The following is a 22487-nucleotide window of genomic DNA, read 5'->3' as shown; positions in this document are numbered from 1 at the left end:
TTATGGCCAAGGACGAAGAATTAAGCTACATTCTAAATCATTTAGGAGAAGATAGATCGAAGTATTATAATGCCGTTTCACCACCGATCATCCAGTCGAGCAATTTTGTGTTTAATTCTTTTGCCGAATTTAAAGAAGCCATTACTAACGAAAGTTCGAGCCATATCTACACCAGAGGCAACAATCCAACGGTTGAGATCTTAAGAAAGAAAATTGCTGCGCTAGAGAAAACGGAAGATTGCTTAGCCTTTGCTAGTGGATCTGGCGCCATCGCATCTACCGTGTTAGCATTTTTGTCTCATGGTGATCATATCATTTGTGTAGAAAATCCTTATGGCTGGACGAAAATTCTAGTAACCGTAGTCCTTCCTAGATTCGGCATAACTTATGATTTCGTTGATGGATCGAAAATGTCAGAAATAGAAAATGCTATAAAACCTAATACAAGGATGCTGCTATTAGAAAGTCCAAATACAGCAACATTCGCACTTCAGGATCTAGAAGCTTGTGCCAGATTAGCTAAGAAACACAATATCCTTACGGCGATAGATAATAGTTACTGCTCCCCTATTTATCAGAACCCAGCGGAATTTGGCATCGACTTAATTCTACATTCTGGAACTAAATATATTAATGGACACAGTGATGTGATGTGTGGTTTTGTCTGTGGATCTAAGGAACACATCGATCACATCTTCCATTTTGCGACCATGACTCTAGGTAATATCTTGCCTCCAGCAGAAGCGGCATTGGTCTTAAGAGGCATTCGAACTTTAGATCTTAGGATAAGACGATCTCATGCATCTTCTGAAAAAGTAATTGACTTCTTGAAGGGACATGAAATGGTGGAGAAGGTTTTATATCCATGGGATGATGAATTCCCACAAGCAGCTTTGGCAAGAAAACAAATGTCGGGCGCAGGTGGCTTATTTTCAATTCTTTTAGCAACAACTGATCGTAAGCAAATCGAAACTTTCTGTTATGCAATGAAAGCATTCCTTTTTGCTGTTTCCTGGGGCGGACATGAATCTCTAGTCCTTCCGTTTTGTAGTAAGTTAGATATCGACGAACGACCGAATCCCGGAGTACCCGTTAATTTAGTTCGATTTTACATTGGCTTAGAAGATCCAGATTTCTTGATTTCTGATATTAAACAGGCTCTCGAGGAAATAAAATAGTAGACGCTTACAGCTTAGACTTAATATCTGCCGGAGAATAATTCACTGACTTTAATACTTTTCCATCATTGATCCGATAGACTAAGAATTCACCGTTACTCTGCTTAATTTCTGATTCCATTCCCTTATGCTCGCGGTAATACTCCTGAGTCTTTTCTGCTTCTTCTAAGGTTTTGCAGGTTTTACTCATATTAGAGCGCTGAACTTCAGAAAAAATATCGTCAAACTTTTCTCCAAGACCAAATTCTAAAATAGCACCTGAAAGAACATATTGAATATCAGCTAATGCATCCGCAACTTCTACAAGATCATTATCCTCTATCGCCTCTTTTAATTCATTTAACTCTTCTTGAAGCAAGTTGATTCTTAGCTCACATCGCTTAGGAGCAGGAATAATCGGTTCTTTTTCGATAGGTAGATTAAATGTTTTATGAAATTCTGCTACACTCTGCAACGCCTTAGGTTCTTTCATTTTATTTTAATATTTTTTCATTGAGATGCTAAAAAACAAAATTGTACTTTTAAATCCTATAATATCATTCGATTTATGTCAAAAATAACAAGAAAGAAATTTCTAAAATCAGCAGGTATCCTTGGAACAATGGGGCTTGCGGCAGCATCTTGCGGTAACATCCAAGAATCAAAACACAAAAACTTTCAAGAGAAACCCGACTATGAATGGAAAATGGTTACCACTTGGCCTCCTAATTTTCCAGTTCTAGGAGAAGGATGCAATTTACTAGCTGATTGGATTTATAAAATGTCTGCAGGTCGAATGAAAATTACTACATTCGGAAGCGGTGAATTGGTTCCAGGTCTTGAGTGTTTCGATGCGGTAAGCATGGGGGCTGTAGAAATGGGACATGGTGCAGGATATTATTGGGTAGGTAAATTTGCAGCATCCCAATTTTTCACAACCGTTCCTTTCGGAATGAACACTCAAGAGTTCAATGCTTGGATGTACGGTGGGAATGGAATGAAATTATGGAGAGAAGTCTATGAACAGTACAACTTAGTTCCAATGCCAGCCGGCAATACTGGTTTTCAGATGGGTGGCTGGTTTAATAAAGAAATCAATAGTATTAGTGATCTGCAGGGCTTAAAAATGCGAATCCCAGGACTTGGGGGAAAAGTGCTGGCAAAAGCTGGAGGAACACCAGTCGTTTCCGCTGGGAGTGAGATTTATACCAACTTAGAAAGAGGGGTGATAGATGCGACGGAATGGATCGGCCCCTACCACGATTACCTGATGGGATTTCATGAAATTGCTAAGTATTATTATACACCCGGATGGCATGAGCCACAGGCCTGTCTTGAACTGATCATCAATAAGAAGAAATTCGATGCTTTACCAGAAGACTTGCAAGAAATCATAGAAACTGCTGCAGCAAGATCTAACATATGGATGGTTTCCCAATTCGTAGCGAAGAACAATGAATACCTCCAGAAAATCAAGGCAGAGAGCTCTGTAGAGTTTAAAATCTATCCAGATGAGGTGCTAGCTGCGTTAAAAGGATACACAGCAGAAGCCATAGAAGAAATTATCGCTAATGATGCGGATAGCAAGAAAGTTTATGAAGATCAATTAAAATTCAGAAAAGGCGTCAGTCAATGGTCGCAAATTTCAGAGAAAATGTATTTTGATAAACTGATTTAGCGGTAACAATTTTCGATATTGGAATTTGTATTGGTGATTTTCTAATTGAGAAGATCAACTTTACAATCTTAAATGAAGAAAAGTATGTCATTAGCGCGGCACTGAAGATTTATTTTCAGTTGTATTGAGTCAGAATTGCTTAAAAGCGAAATCCATTAATCCCAATGGCACTGGAAATTCATTTCCAGCATTTGCTTCTATTATCTTATAGAAAATTAAATTAAATAACAAAAAGAAATACCTATTTGGGATCAAGATGAAAACCTTGTGGTTCGTTAATGAAATATTTGTGAAGACACCTAATGAACCTACGAGGCTTCCAGTAAATTGAAAATCAATTTCATTCATTCATATTTAAAGGAAATGTTAATACTTAGTATTAGCATTTCATAGGTTTTTTTGATTTTATACCAACTGGAAGTTGGTTTTCAATTTCTCGAGTATCAGAATTAATTTTGCCCATAATAAAACCTGACTGAGCCTACATTTCCTTAAAACTATGCATCATAAAAAGCAAAGGCACGCAAAGTAAATTTGCGTGCCTTTATTTAATTATTCTAATTTCTAGTAACCAGGATTCTGTGGAAAACTAGCATTTCCACCATCTACCAAATCTATCTGAGATTGTGGTATCGGTCTGTAGTTGTGCTTTTCAGCAATTCCGTCCATTCCTGTAGGATTGTATTTCTTCACACGTTCGACTAGATTACCCCAACGTTTAAGATCTGTCCATCTGTGACCTTCTCCCAATAATTCCCGAGCTCGCTCATCATAAATGAAATCCATTGTAGCATCGGCTGCAGTGATTTCCATTTCTGCTTCATGTCCAGGATAAGCAGCTCTTCTTCTAATAGGATTGATAAAATTAACCGCTTCATCAGCTTTATTTTGCTTAATTAATGCTTCTGCAACAGTTAAGTAAACATCTCCTAATCTAACAACATTGAAATCTCGTCCTCCTTGAACTTCATTGATACTGGCTCTTAAAGGATCTAAGAATTTAGAAAGTACTCCGAATTGCTTTAGCTGATACATACTAGGAGTATAAACTTGATAAGGTCTCTTAGCCCTCTCTTCGAAAGACATTTCATATCCCGGCATAAAAATAGCTGTATCCCCAACTTCAAAAGTTACTTCAGCTTTAGAATCATCTAAAGATGTAGAGAAGGTGCCACTTCTAGTTGCATTAAAAACTTGTCTGAAACTCTTTTCGTAACGAGCATCGTCCACTCTATTTGCAAAAACGGTATTGTAAGTATAGTCAGTAGGTTTTAATCGCTTCCATGGCCTTCCCACTTCTAAAACTCTACTCATTCCTGGTTGTGTATCATATTCCATTAAGTAGTAAAGGTGCCATCTGTTTCCATATCCTCCAGCTGTTAATAAATCATATGAAAACTGTATAGCAAATACCGCTTCACTGTTCTCGTCATTTCCTAACTCGAATAATTCTGAATAATCGCTTACTAATGCTCTGTCATAATTATTAATTACATTTTTACCATATTTTTCAGCTTGTGCAAAGTCATCTGTAGTACCGAAACTTCTAGTTGCACGTGTAATATGAACTTTACACAACATAGCTTCTACGGCCATTTTATTATACCTACCCCAAGGGCTACTAGTTGGCAAATCAGCCAAAGCTTCATTATAATCTTTGATTATCTGAGTATACACTTCTTCCTCCGTAGATCTTGTCACCGCGGTTATAGGACCTCCCGTTTCTTCCAGTCGTAGATCTAATCCGCCATAATGTTGTACCAATACAAAGTAATACTGAGCTCTTAATGCTTTCACTTCTGCAATTCTTGTCTTCAAAGTTTCTGCATCAATACCTTCAATATTAGGCCCTCTACCTATTACCGCGTTACAAGTATTAATTCCACGATAAAATTCTCTCCATAATGTATTAACCCAATTATCTCGACCATCAAGATCAGAAGCATATAGATCATATCTCTTATAACTTCCATCAGCACCATGAGAATAAGTATCTGTTCCCATTTGTGTCATAGTCATTCCCATTTCCTGCGCATAGTATGATCGTAAATAAGAATATGCACCTTTTACTGCATCTTCGAAACCAACGGGAGAATTGATGTAATCGTTACCGATATCGGTAATTACTTCCTCCGTCAATGTATCTTCACATGACTGTGTACCGCACAAGAGTACAAGTAGAATAATCAGTGGCTTAAAGCGACTCATTTTATGAAATAAATTTTGTTTGTTATTTTTCATTATTGTACTTTTTAAAATTGAACATTTAAACCAAAAGTTGCAGTCCATGCAGCTGGTGTAACGTTTCCGTCCAAGCTCGCATCAATATCTGTTTCTGGATCTGATCCCGCATATTTATAAATAAACGATGAGAATATAAACGGTTGTTGGATACTAGAATACAGTCTTAATCTACTAATTCCAGCACGATCTAATGCAGATTGATTAACATTATATCCTAAATTGATATTCCTAACTTTCACAAAAGAACCATCAAAAATATTTAGAGAAGAATTCCATTTTGGAAATTCTTGATTTTGATTCGGCTTAGGAAATTCATTTGTAGGATTGGTTGGAGTCCAGTAATCTACTACAATATTATTATACCTACCAAATAAGGTATTGTTGCTAGTGTGATAATTACTTCTGATTTTCTGACCAATTCTAGCATATACAAATGCAGAAAAATCAAAGTTTTTATACCTTAATCTGTTAGTGATTCCACCTGAAAACTTAGGTACTCCTGATCCTTGAATAACTCTATCATCAGCATTGATGGCACCATCATTATTCTGATCCACAATTCTGATTTCTCCAGGAACACCGCCGTAACTAGCCGCTAAATCAGATTCATTACTTTGCCAGATGCCTTGCTTTTCATAATCAAAAATTACTGAAAGAGGCTCACCGATAAACCACCCATTTCCTATGTCATCTTCCGTTCCACCATAAAGCTCTACGATTTCTTCCTTGTTCGTGAAAAAGGTAAAATCTGTACTCCAGCTAAAATCAGATTTGCTGATGTTAACAGTGCTGATGGTTCCTTCAAAACCTTGATTCCTAGTTTTACCTATGTTTGTGGTTACTTGAGTGAAACCAATCGAGCTTGGAAGATTTCTTGATAGCAAAAGATCTTTTGTGTTTGTCATGTAATACTCTAGTGATCCATAAATTCTCCCTTGAAATAAACTTACATCAAGTCCAACATTAGCTGTGGTCGATGTTTCCCATTTAAGTTCAGGATTTCCGATTGTATTAGGAGCATATCCAAATGCACTTGCATCTCCAAAATTGTAAGCAGTCTGTGTAAGTAAACCTTGAGTTTGATACGGTCTAATGGCTTGATTTCCGATCGAACCGTAGGAAACCCTTAATTTCATCAAGTCGATGGCATCTATACTTTTAATAAAATCCTCTTCAGCCATATTCCAAGCTAATGCGATTCCTGGGAAATATCCCCATTTAGTATTTGCTCCAAAACGCGAAGAACCATCTCCTCTCAGTGTTGCAGTTAATAAATACTTGTCATTAATGCTGTAGTTAATTCTTCCCATGTATGAAAGAATCGTCCATTGTGAAAGATTCGAACCTACTGAATTTATGATCGACGCAGTTCCTAAATTATAGAACTGCTGCGTTTCTGACGCGACACCTGAAACTGAAATTGCACTGGTTTCAAAGTTATCTTTTTGAAGTGATTGTACAGCAGTCAAATTTAATTTGTGAGAACCCAAAAATGATTTGTCATACGATAGAATATTTTCAACAGTATAATTAAACGCCGTGGAGTTCCCAGTAGAGGCTGCGGGTGGTGCTAACCTTCTTGCATTAGTAAAAGTGCCTTGAAAATTATCATATTTCTCAATCCTGAAATCAGGTCCAAAATTGAATCGATATTTCAAATTACTAAGGATGTTCCACTCTGCATATAATCCAGCGAACATTCTATTGCTCCTTCTCTTATTTACAATGGCACCATCCACAATTTCAGAGAAAGGATTAGACCTTAAACCATCTTCGGTAGGTAAGAAAATCAAAGTTGTTCCATCATCCTCATAAGGCTTTCCTAATGGATTTTCTCTATAAGCGCCTCCAAGTGGATTAAATGATTCACCATTTCTCACTGAAAAGTTCATAAAACTTGATAGCCCAATCTTGATGTTTTTAGTAATGTTATGGTCAAGATTTAACCTCAATACATTTCTATTATAATCTTGATTTGGAATAATTCCGTTTTGCTTGTAGTAGTTTAATGACATATAAAATTGTGATTGGTCATTTCCTCCAGCAAAACCTATCTGATGACTCTGCGTATTTCCATTTTTAAGTAAACCACTGACGTAATCTGTGCTTCTTCCTAAGGCAATACTTTCTAATTCTACCGCAGTAAAGATAGCCTCATCTGCAGGAATCGTTCCATCATTCTGTCTATATGCCTCCCTTTTAGTATCTGCAAACTGCTGACCGTCCATAAGCTTGATAATATCATGTGCTTGAGAAACTCCATAGTATGCATCATAAAAAACTTGAGGCTTTCCTTTCGTTCCTCTTTTGGAAGTAATTAGAACCACTCCATTTGCACCTCTTGCACCATAAATCGCAGTTGCAGAAGCATCCTTTAAAACCTCCATAGAAGCAACATCATTAGGGTTGATGTCTCCAGTTCCAGTTGCTAACGGTATTCCGTCTAATACATATAAAGGATCATTAGAAGCATTAAAGGATCGGCGTCCTCGAATGACGACTCTAGGTTGTGTGCCTGGCTTACTACCAGCTTGCATCACATCAACCCCTGCTATTCTTCCTTGAAGAGCTTGTTGAGTGTTTTCGATAGGTAAATCCGTAATGTCTTTGGATTTAATTGTACTAATGGCTCCAGTAGATTGGCTTTTTCTAACCGTACCATATCCCACCACGATAACTTCATCTAGTGCGGCAGCATCTGTTACCATGGTAACATCAATGGTAGTTTGAGTTCCGACCGGAACTTCTTGAGTCACATATCCTAGGTAAGAGTAAACTAATACTGCACTTGTAGGCGCATCTAAAGAATAGACACCTAAAGCATCAGTGGTGGTACCGACATTGGTCCCTTTGATTAAAATTGCGACACCTGGAAGTTCGATTCCATCATCACCTTTCACAGTACCAGTCACTTGAGCGTAAGACTGTAAACTAAAAAAAAGTAGCATAAAAAACGGCAAAATCTTAGGTAGTGAGAGCTGCCAAAGCCGTGTGGGTGATAAACCCGACGAATTTAAAAAGTTTGATTTTTCCATAAGGTATTTTAATTAAAAAAATAATAATTTATAAGCCAACTATAAAATTAGATTTCATTTGTTAATGAAATCTTAATGAAAGATATAACTTATTAACAACATATAATCGATAATACCATTTATTTAACAGATAATAAAATATCATTTGCAATATTACAACTTGCACGCAATTTGCTCTCTACTCTTAGTTTATACACAGTATATTATATCTAAAAAGACTTTGATGTTTGCCAATCATGCGATTTTAAATCTACGTTCGAGCATAAAATCAATGTGATTTGTTATATAATAGAATAATTTTATGGTAAATTGATTATACTTAGAACTTGATTTCAATGGCTTAAAAACTTTTTGTTCTAAATAATCTTTCTTTCCTGTTCAAAAGTAAGTGAGCAAGAGGAGTTTTACCTTAATTTTTGATTCATATATTCACAAATTCGTAATTGCCTGCCAATTATAAGCACAAATTAAAATACCTAATTAAATTATAAAATTTTCTACTAGCAAGAAAAAAAATTAAGAAAAGTCATTTTCAGAACAGCCAAATCAGCGAAATGAAATAAATACTTGCATATTGAAAATTTACTGCACGTGTTCTGAAAATGGAAATATCTCATCCATAATTTTTATCTCATTTCTTTATCATCAACAATAATAACAAGTCCTACAACATTAGAATTCCAGGCCACAACAGTACCACTAAAACTAAAATAATTTGCAAGATCAAAAAAGGTATAACTCCTTTATATATATCCAATGTGCTGACTTCTGATGGTGCTACACTTTTTAGATAAAAGAGCGCAAAACCAAATGGCGGAGTTAGAAAGGATGTTTGTAAATTCAAAGCTATTAAAATCCCGATCCAAATTAAATTCATATCTAATTCGATGAAAACTGGTGTAACTACCGGAACAATAATGAAAATAATTTCAATGAAATCAATGAAGAATCCTGCAATGAAAATAACTAACATCACGATCAGGAGAAATCCAGTTGGCCCAATCGAAGAACCTTGAATCAAATCCACTAAAAAGCGATCGCCTTCGAGTCCTCTGAAAACAAGAGAAAACGTAGTTGCACCGAGTAGAATCATAAAAACCATACTGGTCAGATGAGTGGTTTCTTGGGCTACATCTTTCAGCACATCAAAAGTTAATTTGCGCTGAATCAAAGCTAGAATAATAGCACCTAGGGCACCTACTGCCGCTGCCTCAGTCGGACTTGCGATTCCATAAAAGATAGATCCGAGTACCGCCGTTATTAATAATAGAGGCATTACAAATGCCTTAACCGTTTTGATATAAAAATCTTCTGACTTGTATTTGTCGATCTCTTCTTGTGGAACGGGAGGCGCGATATCAGGTCTCAGTCTGGCTACAACTAGCACATAGATTATGTACGCACCGACTAATATCATTCCTGGAATAATAGCTGCTGCAAATAGTTTACCCACTGATACATTCAAGACACTTCCTAGCAATACCAGGACAACTGAAGGTGGAATAATCTGCCCGAGTGTTCCAGACGACGCAATCACGCCCGTTGCAAGCGAAGGTTTATACTTTCTTTTCAGCATAGTGGGCAGACTAATCAGGCCCATGGTGATAACTGTCGCTCCCACGATTCCCGTAGACGCAGCAAGCAAGGCTCCCACAATGATTACAGAGATCGCTAATCCGCCATTAATCTTACCAAATAGTATGGACATGGATTCCAGCAAATTAGCCGCGAGCCCAGATTTTTCAAGCATGAGCCCCATGAACACGAACAGTGGAACTGCCAGCAGGACATAGTTTTGCATGATGCCCATAATTCGAAATGGTAGCAACATGAAGAAATCCGGAACCGTTAAAGCGCCCACTAGAATCGAAAGTCCTGCCAAGGTAAACGCTACCGGATATCCAGCTAGAATCAAAACAAAAACAAGTACAAACAACAAAATCGCTATCCATTCCATACTTTTCTTTTTAAGCCTTTAATTTTTTCAATACTATCTATGATCGCTTGAAAAAGCAAAAGTGTGAAACCAATAGTAATAATAAATTTGATAATGTATCTAGCTGGAAGTCCATTAGGATCCGGAGATCCTTCTAGGTATGAAAGTGAAACCATTCCATATTTATATGAGGAGTATATTACAACTAGACACCATGGAATAAGAAATAATATATTTCCAAGTATATTGACCCAAGCCTTTTTCTGAACGGAAAAATTCTGGTAGAATAAGTCTACTCTAACGTGCTTATCGTTCTTAAACGTGTAGGATGCGCCTATTAAAAATATAGCAGCGAAAATATGCCACTCTAATTCTATAATCCACTTCTCGGTGCTGTTAAAGAAATACCTCAGCAGTACATCTACACAAATCAGCACGACGAGAACGATATTCAAAAGCGATATCCAGGAGCCAATTTTATTTATCATTTCATTTCAAATATAATAATCTATCCTAAATTGTGTTAAGTTGCGTTAAATATTTCAAATTATAGAATTTTTGAAATAGCTTAATTCGTTTATAATAAAAAGTTAAATATGAAAAATGGAATTTTAATAGTGTTGGCTATTCTTTCGTTTGCAAAAATAGGAAGTGCCCAACTCTTCATCGACGGAAAAGAATTAAGACAAGAAACTACACAATACATAGAGATAGAATTTTTCAGTGTTGTAGGTTCTGCAGATGTTAAAATGTTTATCGACTATGGTCAAAATGTTGGATTCATGGATAGAAAGAACAGGATCGTATCTGACAAAAAAGGTAAGGCTCTAATCTTTAATTCACCAGTCCACGGATTGAATTGGTTATATGAAAACGGCTATGAAGTCCTGAACGTCTATAATCCTAAATCTGGTGGCACCACCGTTAATACGGATTTAATTTATCTGATTCAAAAAAGGAAGATGTAATAATCTCCTTCAGAAAATAATTGTTAGAAGGCTTTTACTTTTTATAAGTAAAGGCCTTTTTTAATGCTCATAAGTTAATATTGACCGATACAAGGACAGCAAACTTACTACCTCTAAAACTACACTCTTAGCCCTCAACCTACCCTTCTCTTAGATGTAATCAATTAATCCCCAATCTTACCTCCGCTCTAAAATTGACATAAAAAAAAGGCTGCCTATTTCTAGCCAGCCTTCCTTATTTCTTCGATTATATTATTATCTAGGAATCAAATTAAACTCAACTCTTCTGTTTAATGTTTTTCCTCTTAATGTATTATTATCTGCGATAGGTCTAGATTCTCCAAATCCAGCAAAATTCATTCTCGAAGAAGATACTCCTTGAGTGATTAAGTAATCATAACAAGATTTAGCTCTTCTTTCAGAAAGTGCTTGGTTCGTTGCTGCTCCACCTACATTATCTGTGTGACCACTGATCGATAAGTTGTAAGATGGGTACCTGTTCATTATTCCAGCAATCTGAGAAAGAATCGTAAATGATTCAGATTTCAATGTTGCTTTTCCTGTATCGAACTGTACTGCTCTCATCGCAAGATCTAGAACATCTTGATCCGCTTGTGAAATCTCAGGACAACCATTGTTAGAAACTGGTCCAGCAGATTCTGGACATCTATCTCTGCTGTCATCTATTCCATCGTTATCTGTATCAGGACAACCGCCGTAAGCATTTATTCCCGCTTTATTAGGACACTTATCCAAGTAATCTGGAATTCCATCATTATCTACATCAGGACATCCATCAGAATTTGCTGGTCCTGCAGCATTCGGGCATTTATCTACATCATCCGGAACACCATCATTATCTGCATCCACGATAGGACAACCATTATTTACAGGAGAACCTGCAATGTTAGGGCATTTATCTGCATTATCTGGAACACCATCATTATCCGTATCTGTTTCAGGGCAACCGTTATTAGCAACCGTTCCTGCCATATTAGGACAATCATCATCGTTATCAGAAACGCCGTCACCATCAGAATCCGGACAACCTCTCAGTGATTTCGGTCCAGCTAAAAGCGGACATGCATCTTCGAAGTCAGCAATTCCATCACTATCTGAATCCGGACAACCTTGTAATTCCTTAGGTCCTGCTATCTGAGGACAAAGATCTACGTCATCAATAATTCCATCTCCATCTGCATCGTCCTTAAGCATCGTCTTGCCAGGTGCTTTTTTAATTCCTCCTTGGCCTAATACATATGTGAATCCGATACCGTGATGTAAGTTATTTCTATCTTCAGCTAATGCTAATCTATATTCAGACTGCCAGCTAAAAAATGCTCTTTCGTTGATTTTGAATTTAACTCCTAATCCAAGAGGGATCTGAATATTAGCGCTCCCTTCTGTTTCGCTTACAAAACCGATACCTCCTAATCCATAAGGAATGATTTTTTTGTCGTCGTCTAAGAAATCGTAATGGATTGTGGCATCAAGGCCAATTATTCTTTTTCTCAATGAAGTGATATTCTCATGACTCTGAACAGAACCAATTTTCAAAGGTATACTTAAGTTTATTTTATTAGCCAAATATCGTGAATAGGCAAATTCAAATCCGTTATTGTAACTTTTAAAATCTCCAAAACTCCCGCCGTTCTGGGATTGGTAATCCATGAATACTGCACGAAAAGATAGTGCATTTGGATTGTCAGCTGTTTGTGCTTGAATATTTATACTGTTAAATAAAGTGCACAAAAGCACGCAAAAAATCAATTTTCTCATAATATAGTATATACCTTAAGTTGTATGCTTAACAAAGTTAAAATTATTTATTAGAAAAATATTATATATGTAAATTAAATTGTCATTATATATAATATATTAAAATATGGTTTATAGCCGCTTAATTATGGAATTACCAACTTACGAAGTGTCGCGCGTGAGAACACTTATAATAAATTCTAAATTAAATGATAGGGATGTCGGCTATGAGAAATACTATTTAGAGACGAAGTAACCTGTTTCGTAATTTTTCTCTACTTTATCGTAGTCAAAATATTTGCCGTTCATACTGATATAAATCCCCGGCGGCAGTACTTGACAAAAAGCAAGCGTACTTCCTAGATTAAAGAAACCATCTGAAGAACCACCAAAAGCGTATGGAATCATCGCTCCCGTAATCACAACTGTTTTGCCTTCTAAGCCATGCTCCGCTAAATAATGAGCTGTCTTCACCATCGTATCTGTACCATGAGTTAGCAAAATCCGATTAGCACTCGAAGCAATACACTCCTCTAGGATATACGCGCGGTCCTTATCTGTCATCTCGAGACTATCTACCATCATCAGCGTCTTGATCTGATAATCTAAGGTACACCTGCCACGTTCCAACATATCATCAAGGTGGGTGTTCTTAAAATATAACTTACCTGTGATGTAATTGTACTCTTTATCGAATGTTCCCCCGGTAATAAACAATTGTAACTTTTCTTTCATCTATATAACTTTATCAGCACAATAGGACGAGGCGAATGCATCTGGTTTTGCTTTGAATTCGAACCCCATCCCCTTAATATATCCCATCGCTTCATTAAATGCGGCATGTGACTTGAAACCAGGATCTGAATTGATATCAGCATGGACTTCTAATTTCACATGGTGTTTTTCAAGTGTTGGTTGAAGAAGATATGCAATTTGAACAGATTTACTAACTTCTGAAATCATTCTCTCTTTTAATCCAAATGGCTGGGCTGTCTTTTCTTTATGAATGTACATAAATCCGCCTTGGCGTCTTCGGACAAATACAATGACAGTGGCGAATTCTGTAACCCCAGAAGTAACTTGAGAGTCTGTGCCGATGCATATTCGAGTGTGATATCCTAACTCTTTCTCTCGTCTAAGCGTGTCATCTACAACCTTAACAATGTCATTATCTAGTATGGCGCCTTTTAGTGTTTTCCAAATCATTAAATAATCTTCTGCCTAAATTTACTTAATCGTATTCACATTTGTGTATTAATTGTATTTTAAATTAAAAGGCTAATTTTGTATGCTAACGATTAGAATTATGATCTTAAGATTCTCTTACTTTTTGATAATGTGTTGTTTTTTATGTCAATGTAAATCATCTAAACCCATGAATGAGGAAAGTCATCAATTCACAAATAATCTAATTAACGAAACTTCCCCATACTTGCTTCAGCATGCACATAATCCCGTTAACTGGAATGCCTGGAATAATGAAACCCTAGAACTGGCCAAGAAAGAGAACAAATTATTGATCATAAGTATTGGATATTCTTCCTGCCACTGGTGCCACGTCATGGAACACGAATCATTCGAAGACACCACGGTTGCAGAATTGATGAATACTCACTTTATTCCAATAAAAGTAGACCGAGAAGAAAGACCTGACGTCGATGATGTGTATATGACGGCTTGTAATTTAATCAATGGGAGTGGTGGCTGGCCTCTGAATGCGATTGCCCTACCCGATGGCCGACCGATCTGGGCAGGTACTTATTTTCCAAAAGACCAATGGATCAAAATTCTAAATCAATTTATAACTCATAAAAACAATGATTACGACAGATTAGTAGAATCAGCAGAAAAACTGGTCTCTGGAATTCAATCTGTTGACCAAATCATAGATGTAAAAGAGGATGTTACCTTTCAAGAAGAAGAATTAAAAAGTATAGGTGATCGTTTCCTGAACAATGTTGATTTTGTAAATGGAGGGAAAGAAGGGAGTCAAAAATTTCCTCTTCCGAATCACTATGAATTCCTATTAAAATACGCTTATAAATATCCAGAAACTAAGGCGCTAGAAGCAGTTACTCTTACACTTGATAGAATGATGAGTGGCGGTATTTATGATCAAATCGAAGGTGGTTTTTCTAGATATACCGTAGATAATATATGGAAAGTACCTCATTTCGAGAAAATGTTATATGATAATGCTCAGTTGGTTTCTCTTTATTCGAAGGCATACCAATTTACCTCGGATGACAATTATGCACGAGTAGTCAAAGAAACCTTAAGTTTCATGAAGGAAAATTGGCTGGATTCTTCTGGCGGTTATTATTCATCATACGATGCCGACAGTGAAGGTGAAGAGGGGAAATTCTATATTTGGAAAAAGGAGGAATTCGCAAGCATCATTCCCGCAGAAGAATTTGAAGAATTTGCTGATTATTTTAATATATCGGATGAAGGTAATTGGGAGGAGCATAACATCTTATTTCTAGATCCGGAACGTAAAAAAGAATCCGCAGAATTTCTGAAGAAGAAAGAAAATTGGAAGCAACTCATTCTTAATGAACGAAGGAATAGAGTTTATCCAGGACTAGATGATAAAATATTATGTTCATGGAATGCGCTTTTGCTTAATGGATATATTGATGCTTACAAGGCCTTTGGTGATGAGACGTATCGGGAGGAAGCAATTTCCATATGGAATTTCATTGAAAAGAATTTGCTTAAAGACGGAGAACGGTTAGATCGAAATTATAAAAACGGCACGTCGACGATTAATGCATTTTTGGATGATTATGCCTTCGTGATAAAAGGGCTTATTCATCTATATGAAATCACTTTTGATGAACAATATCTAACTAAGGCTGATAAGATTACAAGCTATGCGAAGAAGCATTTTCTTAATGAGACTAGCAATATGCTTAATTACACCTCAGATCTCGACCCTCCTTTAATTGCGAATAAAGCCGAGTTAATGGATGGGGTTATTCCAGGCTCTAATTCTGTGATGGCTAATAATTTTCATAACCTAGGACTTCTACTTTATAATAAAGAATACTTAGAGATATCGGAACAGATGTTGACCAATATGAAGTTGAGCATAGAACAAGCTTCGCAGCCCAATTTCTACTCTAACTGGTGCAATTTATTTTTCAGCATGGTCTATGAGCCATACGAAGTTGCAATTCTTGGTCCCGAAAGTGATCAGATCAGCAAAGAAATGATGTCCCATTTTCATCCGAATGCACTTTACTTAGGTGGAACAACGGAAGGGAGCTTGCAATTACTAGAAGATAAATTACAAGAAGGAGAAGACTTCATCTATGTATGTGTAAATAAATCTTGCAAGATCCCAGTTCAGGATGCCGTATCAGCGATGAAGCTTTTAGATTAGAAAGAAAATCTTCTATATTCTAGTGAATCTTTGGTTTTCGCACAGGAAAACCTTTGCAGAAAAAATAGACGTTAGTGCTTCATCATGTGTTGCTGCAATAATAGATGAGCCTTGATCTATTGCTAGATCTCTAAGCAACTTAAAAATTTCGATTCCCATGGTTTTGTTGAGATTCCCTGTGGGTTCATCCGCTAGAATTATCTGAGGTTTATGAACAAGAGCTCTAGCAACTGCTAACCTTTGCTTCTCCCCACCCGAGAGCTCGAAACCCCTCTTATCCGTTTTATGTCCGAGGCCTACTTTATCTAGAATTACACGAATGGCCTCTTCATTTTTTATATTAATGGATCTCAGAAAATAATTCAAATTCTCAAAAACCGTCAACTTCTCAAAAATTTTAAAATCTTGAAAAACCAATCCCAGTTTACGTCTAAGAAATTGTAATTCTGAACGCTTAATACTTGTTAAGTCGTAACCTAAAACCCGACTATAGTTCCCTTGAATTTCAAGAGCGCCATAAACGGATTTTAGGAAACTTGATTTTCCACTACCTGATGCTCCGAGAATGAAAACCAATTCAGCGTTATGCAGATTTAGCGTTACATCACGAAGTATCGTTGTTTCTCCTCTTAAGACATCAATTTTCTGAAAACTTAGGAGTTCTTTAAGTTCCGACATTCAGTCCGATTATTTTACTCTTCGTTTAGAATTTTCCCCTTCATGATTAGGAATTCCTCTTCTGTCAGAAAACCATCTTCCATCATCTTAGCTACCGCTTGCAACTGAGACAAAGGATCTTTAGGTGTTTCTGAAGGGGCTTCCTTAGGTGCTTTTGTAGCTTTAGGCGCAGTAGAAACTTCTTCCACGAACTCTTCTGAACTTACCACAACTGTCTGGGTTTTTGTAGTACTTGCTTCCTCTTCTTGCTCTTTCTTTATTTCTTTCGCAATTTCTTTCCCCTTCTCAAACTTCTCATCATAGAACTTTTTCAATCTTCCTGGATCGAAATCAAGAAATGTTCCTCCCGTCTCAAAGTGTTTCTTGAACACTTCTCCCAATGCATAAGTAGATGCTCCAGACAGAACTGCCATTGTAATTCCTCCGATAATACTACCGACACCTGGTATAAACTTAACCGCACGAGCTCCTAGTCTCGCAAGTCCACTTCCTGTTAAAGCAGTAATCGAAGCTTTTCCTGCCGTTTCAGAAAAATCAATATCATGCAGCTTTGCAATTTGTCTAACCATATCCAATTGAATTGCGGAAACAGCAAAGAAATCAGCAATCGGAACTGGAATTAATCCTGCACCCATTGCCCATATCATATGGTTTCTAATAATCGTATCAGCTTTCTCTTTATTTCCTTTATTTTCGGACATAATCATTTTTTTATAAATGTATTTAATCATTTTATTAATGTTATTTCATGATTATAAATTGAAATTCCTATAATTTAGTTTCTAATGAACGTACTTAAAGACGAATTTATTAATATTATAGATTAAAGAACAAAATTAATCCATATTGAGACATATTCCTGGACTTTATATCGCGCATGACACTAAAGGACGAGGCATGTACACTGCTGAGCCTATATATAAAGATGATATAATAGAAAGTTGCCCTGTAATTCTTATCCCTGAAACTGAAAAAGATCGTATTCACAAAAGCACACTTCACGATTATTACTTTGTATGGCCGGCTGGCGGAATCGCTATTGCATTAGGATATGGTTCCTTATACAATCATAACAAAGATCCTAATGCTGAAATTATCTTCGACCTAGATGAACATGAAATTGTGATTCAAGCGATAAAAGATATAGAACCAGGAGATGAAGTACTTATTGATTATACTGGTGGTGTAAGAGACCACGAACTTTGGTTCTAGGCCTAAAAAAAAGTCGAAACCTAAGGCATCGACTTTTTATTTTTTCTTCAAAGTATAGATTATACTTAGTATTAGCTTAAATCTAAAACACAATTTTGTGCATCAGCGTATTCTGAAGCAACATAATCATCTGCTTTTTCATCATTTAACCATACTTGGTTATCTGCTAAATATCTGTATTCATACTTTTTACCTTCTTTAAGCTCTTGTCTAGACTTAAGTATTCCTTTGTTATTTTTAAGTACAGGAGCTTTTTCCCAATCCCAATTGTTGAAGTCACCAAGTACTCTTACTTCCTTCGCTCCATTAACCCATTCTTTTGGAATTTCGAAAGTAACTTTATAAGTTTTTTTAGATTTGACGTAAGATTTTGTTAAAGACATAGTTTTTGATTTTTTTATATTTAATGCAAAAATAAGCAATTAGAAACTGTTAACGTGCAATAATTTTAAAAATTGTAGTATCTAGAAAATCAGCACGTTATGTCGTGAAAAATTAAATATTTCATTGCATTTAGCTACCCAAAATTTATATGGGCATAACTGCAATTAACGCTATTTAATATCAATTTTAGCTGATAGATTTACTTAATAAATGTTATGTTAAAACCAAATATTTTTTCATAATTATTTGAAGCCTCAAGCAATTTTCCGCATATTTTCACAAAATTCATTGATAATCTTATACTTAACTCAAAGTTAAAATTTGATTTCTTTATCGATTCTAATCAAAAAAAGAATTATCTAAACCATAATCAAAGAATATTTCCAACTGCATAAATTTCTCACCTTAGAGTACATTCGGAAAAATCTCAAAGCTGAGATTTCTCATCATTAATTCACCAATGTCTATCCGATTTCCTGTATTTCCCTTGTTATTAATTCTTTTATCGATACAATGCTCTATTTCGTCGTATAAAAGATTACCTGGTGCAACCTTTAATAATTCTTTTTCGTCTGTGAAATGAAATTGAATAACAAATAAATAAAATGAAAAATTACTTCTTACTACTTTTCTCGATTTTAATATCACTACAAGTAAATGCACAACAAGCAACGATAAAAGGTTCGATTGTAGATAGCGAAAATAAAGCACAAGAATTCGCCAATGTGTTATTGTTAAATCCAGCAGACTCGTCTTTAATAAAAGGAGTCGTTTCTAACTTCGATGGGAATTATGAATTTGAAAAAGTAGCTTATGGCGATTACTTAGTTTCCACATCTCTTATTGGTTTTAATGACGCATACTCACCGATTATTAAGGTTAATGCACCTGTGGTTACTGTAGCTTCTCTAACGCTTACGGAAGGTGTCGCACTTTCAGAAGTAATGGTGACCGCGAAGAAGCCCTTCATCGAAATGAAGGCAGATCGGATCGTAGTGAATGTAGAGAACAGCTCGATTAACTCTGGAAATTCCGCTTTAGAAGTCCTTCAGAAATCTCCAGGAGTAACTGTTGATAAAGATAATAATATCAGTCTTCGAGGAAAGCAAGGCGTCTTAGTCATGATCAATGGAAAAAATCAATACATGTCTGGTGATGAACTTTCCCGATTGCTAGAATCCATGCCGGCAGATAATATTAAAAACATAGAAATCATCACTAACCCATCAGCTAAGTACGATGCAGAAGGGAATTCTGGAATTATCAATATCGTGATGAGAAAAAATGAGAACTATGGTTATAATGGTTCAGTAAATGTCGGAGCAAGACAAGGACAAAAATTTACCTACAACGGAGGATTAGACTTAAATTATCGATCAGCTAAAATGAATATCTATGGCTCAGGCTCCTTTTACGACTGGTCTGGATTTCAAGACATCCACTTAGTAAGAGAAATTCCATATGAAGGCAAATCTACTACCTTCGATCAGGTATCAAATATGAATTTTAGCGGAATCAGCACAAATGTTAAGTTGGGTATGGATTACTACCTCACCGATAATACCACATTAGGAGTTCTATACAAGTTAAATAATGGTGGCAGTTTATGGACCAATGATAATATGACTTCTATAAGTGGAGGTAATGCGCCAGACTTTTCATCACTTATGGTAGACACAGACCAAGATAGTTATCGAGGACAAAACTCATTTAATTTCAATGTCGCTCATAATTTCGATGATAAAGGCACCAAAGTCACTTTTGATGTTGATTACTCACAATACGATGGTGGAAGTGATAATATTTATATTAATAATTACCTGAATGATGCAGGAAACTCTGTAAGAGATCAATATTCGTTGAAAAATGATCAAAGAACAGACATTTCAATTTTCGCCTCTAGATTGGATTTCACGAAAACACTTGCTAAGGAATATCAGCTAGAATTAGGAGCAAAGTACAGTATGGTTCGTACAGACAATGATACAAAATTCAGTGCATTTGAAAACCAAGAATGGGTCAATCAAGTAGACCGAACGAATAATTTCATATATGATGAAAGTGTAATTGCAGCTTATGCGAATATTGCAAAATCTTTCGGCAAAGTCAATGTTCAAGCAGGCTTAAGAATGGAACATACAAATAGCAATGGAAATTCTATAACCTTAGATCAAAGTGTTCCTAGAACATACACCGATTTATTTCCTAGTGTAAGCTTATCTCATAAATTAGGTGAAAAGCACGATCTAAGCTATAGTTATTCTAAAAGACTAAACAGACCTAATTACCAGGCATTGAACCCATTTGTAGAATACTTAGATGACTATACTTTTGAGAAAGGGAATCCTTTTCTTAATCCACAATACTCTGATGCAATAGGAGTCAACTATGGATATGGAGGATTCCTATTTGTTTCTGCTAATTATAGTTATACGAAAGATGCCATAACAGAAGTCATAGAACAGAATAGCGAACTAAGCCAGACTTTCCAGACTAATGTCAATTTAGATAATTATAATTCAGGAAGTCTGACGGTTTCATCCGGAATTCCTTGGAAAGAATTTGGAATGACTAGAATTAATTTAACCAGCTTTTACAATGGATTTAAATCAGTCATTCCATCTGGAACATTGAATAATCAGAGTCTAGGCTATAACATTTACCTAGGAAATGAGTTTAACCTTCCACTTGATATCACAATGGAGTTAAATGCAAATTATCAGTCTGGATTAACTTATGGATTATTTGAAATCTCACCGCAGTACGGCATAGATATGGGATTTTCTAAAGATGTTCTTAAAGGAAAAGGAAGCATAAAAATTGGACTTGATGACATTTTCTATACTCGACAAAATAAAGTTCAGATTAGACAAGATGATATTATCTTAAATATTGATCAGATGAGAGATTCAAGAAGAGTAAAAGCTAGTTTTAAGTATAACTTTGGAAGTGAAAAAGTAAAAGGAGCTCGGAGAAGAACTACTGCTACAGAGGACGAATCTTCACGGATTAGTAATGATAACTAAGAAATTTTTATAAAGTTAAAAAGTAGAAGCTGGCTGAGATCTGAGAAGATTTCAATCAGCTTTCTTTTTTTGTATTCTTCTTGCGCAAACCCTATCTATTAGCACACTTTCGGTCAAGAATTAAAACTAAAATTCTAAGGGTCTTTTATATAAGAACTTACATATTTACAAAAAGTATAATTCATTGATTTGCAATAGGATAACTCATTAATCCTCAGAAATTAATAAAAGCTTTATCAGAATACTAGTTTTATTTGAAACTTTAGTTATTTTTGCGCTTTATTTCAAACAAGCAAAGTAAATGGCTAGAAGAAAATCTAAGAAGGAACAAGAAGAAACGTTAGTAGATATTGTTGATGTAAGAGATCAAGCGGTAAGTTTTTATGATAAGCATCAAAAAACAATTATTGGCGTTGCAGTTGCAGTAGCTATATTAATAGGTGCCTATCTAGCATATCAAATATTTTATAAAGCTCCAAGACAGAAAGCAGCACAAAGTGCAATGTACATGGCGGAGTATCAATTTAGTAGAGATTCATTTGCACTAGCACTGGAAAATCCAGGACAAGGAAGTGAAGGATTTCTTGATATCATGGAAAGCTACGGAGGAACTAACCAAGCGAATACAGCTAAATATTATGCTGGAATATGCTACTTAAATATCGGAAGATATGAGGATGCAGTGAAGATGTTGAAATCTTTTAATGCTCCAACTGATTTAACTAAAGCTACAAAATTTGGTGCATTAGGTGATGCCTATTCTGAATTAAAGGATATGGCGAATGCTGAAGCATCATATAAGAAAGCTGCAGAAGCATCAGATGTAAGTTCAGTAGCACCATATTACATGAAAAAATTAGCTATGCTTTATGAATATGAAGGCAAAGCAGATCAAGCTGCAAAGCTATACAAACAGATAACTGAAAAGTTTCCAACAACTGATTGGAGCAACGAAGCGAAAAGGTTTGTTGTAGATTAAAGATAAAAGCTTCCAACGCTTAAATAAAAAAGGTTTAGTTTTGC

The 22487-nt window shown here is 35.9% G+C and carries 18 protein-coding genes; 7 read left to right on the top strand and 11 right to left on the bottom strand.

Going from position 1 to position 22487, the window contains the following annotated elements; all coding sequences use genetic code 11:
* The first annotated feature begins 2 nt into the window (after window positions 1–2).
* Window positions 3–1178 (top strand): trans-sulfuration enzyme family protein, encoded by a 1176-nt coding sequence (locus L2586_RS12625; protein ID WP_235293266.1) that lies wholly within the window; start codon window positions 3–5, stop codon window positions 1176–1178.
* Window positions 1179–1185: 7 nt separating this feature from the next.
* Here L2586_RS12625 and L2586_RS12620 read toward each other — a convergent pair whose 3' ends face one another.
* On the bottom strand, window positions 1186–1650 hold the full coding sequence (locus tag L2586_RS12620) for a nucleoside triphosphate pyrophosphohydrolase family protein (RefSeq protein ID WP_235293265.1): 465 nt from the start codon (window positions 1648–1650) through the stop codon (window positions 1186–1188).
* 75 nt (window positions 1651–1725) lie between these two features.
* Between L2586_RS12620 and L2586_RS12615 the strand changes: the two genes are divergently transcribed.
* Complete coding sequence (locus tag L2586_RS12615; protein WP_235293264.1) at window positions 1726–2835, top strand: TRAP transporter substrate-binding protein; 1110 nt, start codon at window positions 1726–1728, stop codon at window positions 2833–2835.
* 564 nt (window positions 2836–3399) lie between these two features.
* Here L2586_RS12615 and L2586_RS12610 read toward each other — a convergent pair.
* The 4 genes from L2586_RS12610 to L2586_RS12595 all read right to left on the bottom strand — a co-directional run bounded on the left by L2586_RS12610 (window position 3400) and on the right by L2586_RS12595 (window position 10538).
* The gene (locus L2586_RS12610) at window positions 3400–5076 is read right to left on the bottom strand and encodes a RagB/SusD family nutrient uptake outer membrane protein (protein WP_235293263.1); all 1677 of its coding nucleotides are present in this window, start codon (window positions 5074–5076) and stop codon (window positions 3400–3402) included.
* 11 nt (window positions 5077–5087) lie between these two features.
* Window positions 5088–8027 (bottom strand): SusC/RagA family TonB-linked outer membrane protein, encoded by a 2940-nt coding sequence (locus L2586_RS12605; RefSeq protein WP_235293262.1) that lies wholly within the window; start codon window positions 8025–8027, stop codon window positions 5088–5090.
* A gap of 751 nt (window positions 8028–8778) precedes the next feature.
* Window positions 8779–10071 (bottom strand): TRAP transporter large permease, encoded by a 1293-nt coding sequence (locus L2586_RS12600; RefSeq protein WP_262914152.1) that lies wholly within the window; start codon window positions 10069–10071, stop codon window positions 8779–8781.
* A complete protein-coding gene (locus L2586_RS12595; protein ID WP_235293260.1) occupies window positions 10059–10538 on the bottom strand; it encodes a TRAP transporter small permease subunit in 480 nt (159 codons plus the stop codon). Before L2586_RS12595 ends, L2586_RS12600 begins: the two co-directional genes overlap by 13 nt.
* Before the next feature lie 108 nt (window positions 10539–10646).
* Here L2586_RS12595 and L2586_RS12590 point away from each other — a divergent pair, with 108 nt between their 5' ends.
* Window positions 10647–11018 carry a hypothetical protein gene (locus L2586_RS12590; protein ID WP_235293259.1) on the top strand — a complete coding sequence of 124 codons (372 nt, stop codon included), beginning with the start codon at window positions 10647–10649 and terminating at the stop codon, window positions 11016–11018.
* A gap of 255 nt (window positions 11019–11273) precedes the next feature.
* Here L2586_RS12590 and L2586_RS12585 read toward each other — a convergent pair whose 3' ends face one another.
* The 3 genes from L2586_RS12585 to L2586_RS12575 all read right to left on the bottom strand — a co-directional run bounded on the left by L2586_RS12585 (window position 11274) and on the right by L2586_RS12575 (window position 13982).
* Window positions 11274–12797: an OmpA family protein gene (locus L2586_RS12585; protein WP_235293258.1), complete on the bottom strand. Its 1524-nt coding sequence runs from the start codon at window positions 12795–12797 to the stop codon at window positions 11274–11276.
* 216 nt (window positions 12798–13013) lie between these two features.
* Complete coding sequence (locus tag L2586_RS12580) at window positions 13014–13511, bottom strand: asparaginase domain-containing protein (RefSeq protein ID WP_348535539.1); 498 nt, start codon at window positions 13509–13511, stop codon at window positions 13014–13016.
* Window positions 13512–13982 carry a ribonuclease H-like YkuK family protein gene (locus L2586_RS12575; RefSeq protein ID WP_235293256.1) on the bottom strand — a complete coding sequence of 157 codons (471 nt, stop codon included), beginning with the start codon at window positions 13980–13982 and terminating at the stop codon, window positions 13512–13514.
* Between the two features lie 169 nt (window positions 13983–14151).
* Here L2586_RS12575 and L2586_RS12570 point away from each other — a divergent pair, with 169 nt between their 5' ends.
* On the top strand, window positions 14152–16164 hold the full coding sequence (locus L2586_RS12570) for a thioredoxin domain-containing protein (RefSeq protein ID WP_235293255.1): 2013 nt from the start codon (window positions 14152–14154) through the stop codon (window positions 16162–16164).
* Between the two features lie 12 nt (window positions 16165–16176).
* On the opposite strand, the gene L2586_RS12565 is transcribed toward L2586_RS12570, so the two are convergent.
* Entirely contained in the window at window positions 16177–16842 is a 666-nt protein-coding gene (locus L2586_RS12565) for a cell division ATP-binding protein FtsE (protein ID WP_235293254.1), read from the bottom strand.
* A gap of 14 nt (window positions 16843–16856) precedes the next feature.
* Window positions 16857–17543 carry a YcjF family protein gene (locus tag L2586_RS12560; RefSeq protein ID WP_235293253.1) on the bottom strand — a complete coding sequence of 229 codons (687 nt, stop codon included), beginning with the start codon at window positions 17541–17543 and terminating at the stop codon, window positions 16857–16859.
* Between the two features lie 145 nt (window positions 17544–17688).
* Here L2586_RS12560 and L2586_RS12555 point away from each other — a divergent pair, with 145 nt between their 5' ends.
* Window positions 17689–18054, top strand: coding sequence for an SET domain-containing protein-lysine N-methyltransferase (locus tag L2586_RS12555; RefSeq protein ID WP_235293252.1), 366 nt, complete (start codon window positions 17689–17691; stop codon window positions 18052–18054).
* A 71-nt stretch (window positions 18055–18125) separates the two neighbouring features.
* Here the strand turns inward: L2586_RS12555 and L2586_RS12550 are convergent, their stop codons facing one another.
* Window positions 18126–18437, bottom strand: coding sequence for an isoamylase early set domain-containing protein (locus tag L2586_RS12550; RefSeq protein WP_235293251.1), 312 nt, complete (start codon window positions 18435–18437; stop codon window positions 18126–18128).
* A gap of 606 nt (window positions 18438–19043) precedes the next feature.
* Here L2586_RS12550 and L2586_RS12545 point away from each other — a divergent pair.
* Complete coding sequence (locus L2586_RS12545; protein ID WP_235293250.1) at window positions 19044–21464, top strand: TonB-dependent receptor domain-containing protein; 2421 nt, start codon at window positions 19044–19046, stop codon at window positions 21462–21464.
* 301 nt (window positions 21465–21765) lie between these two features.
* Window positions 21766–22443 (top strand): tetratricopeptide repeat protein, encoded by a 678-nt coding sequence (locus L2586_RS12540; RefSeq protein ID WP_235293249.1) that lies wholly within the window; start codon window positions 21766–21768, stop codon window positions 22441–22443.
* Window positions 22444–22487: the final 44 nt, after the last annotated feature.

The organism is Portibacter lacus (genome assembly GCF_021533215.1).
Classification (GTDB): domain Bacteria; phylum Bacteroidota; class Bacteroidia; order Chitinophagales; family Saprospiraceae; genus Portibacter; species Portibacter lacus.
The sequence above is the reverse complement of the archived record's forward strand: the minus strand, read 5'-3'. Positions and strand labels throughout refer to the sequence as shown.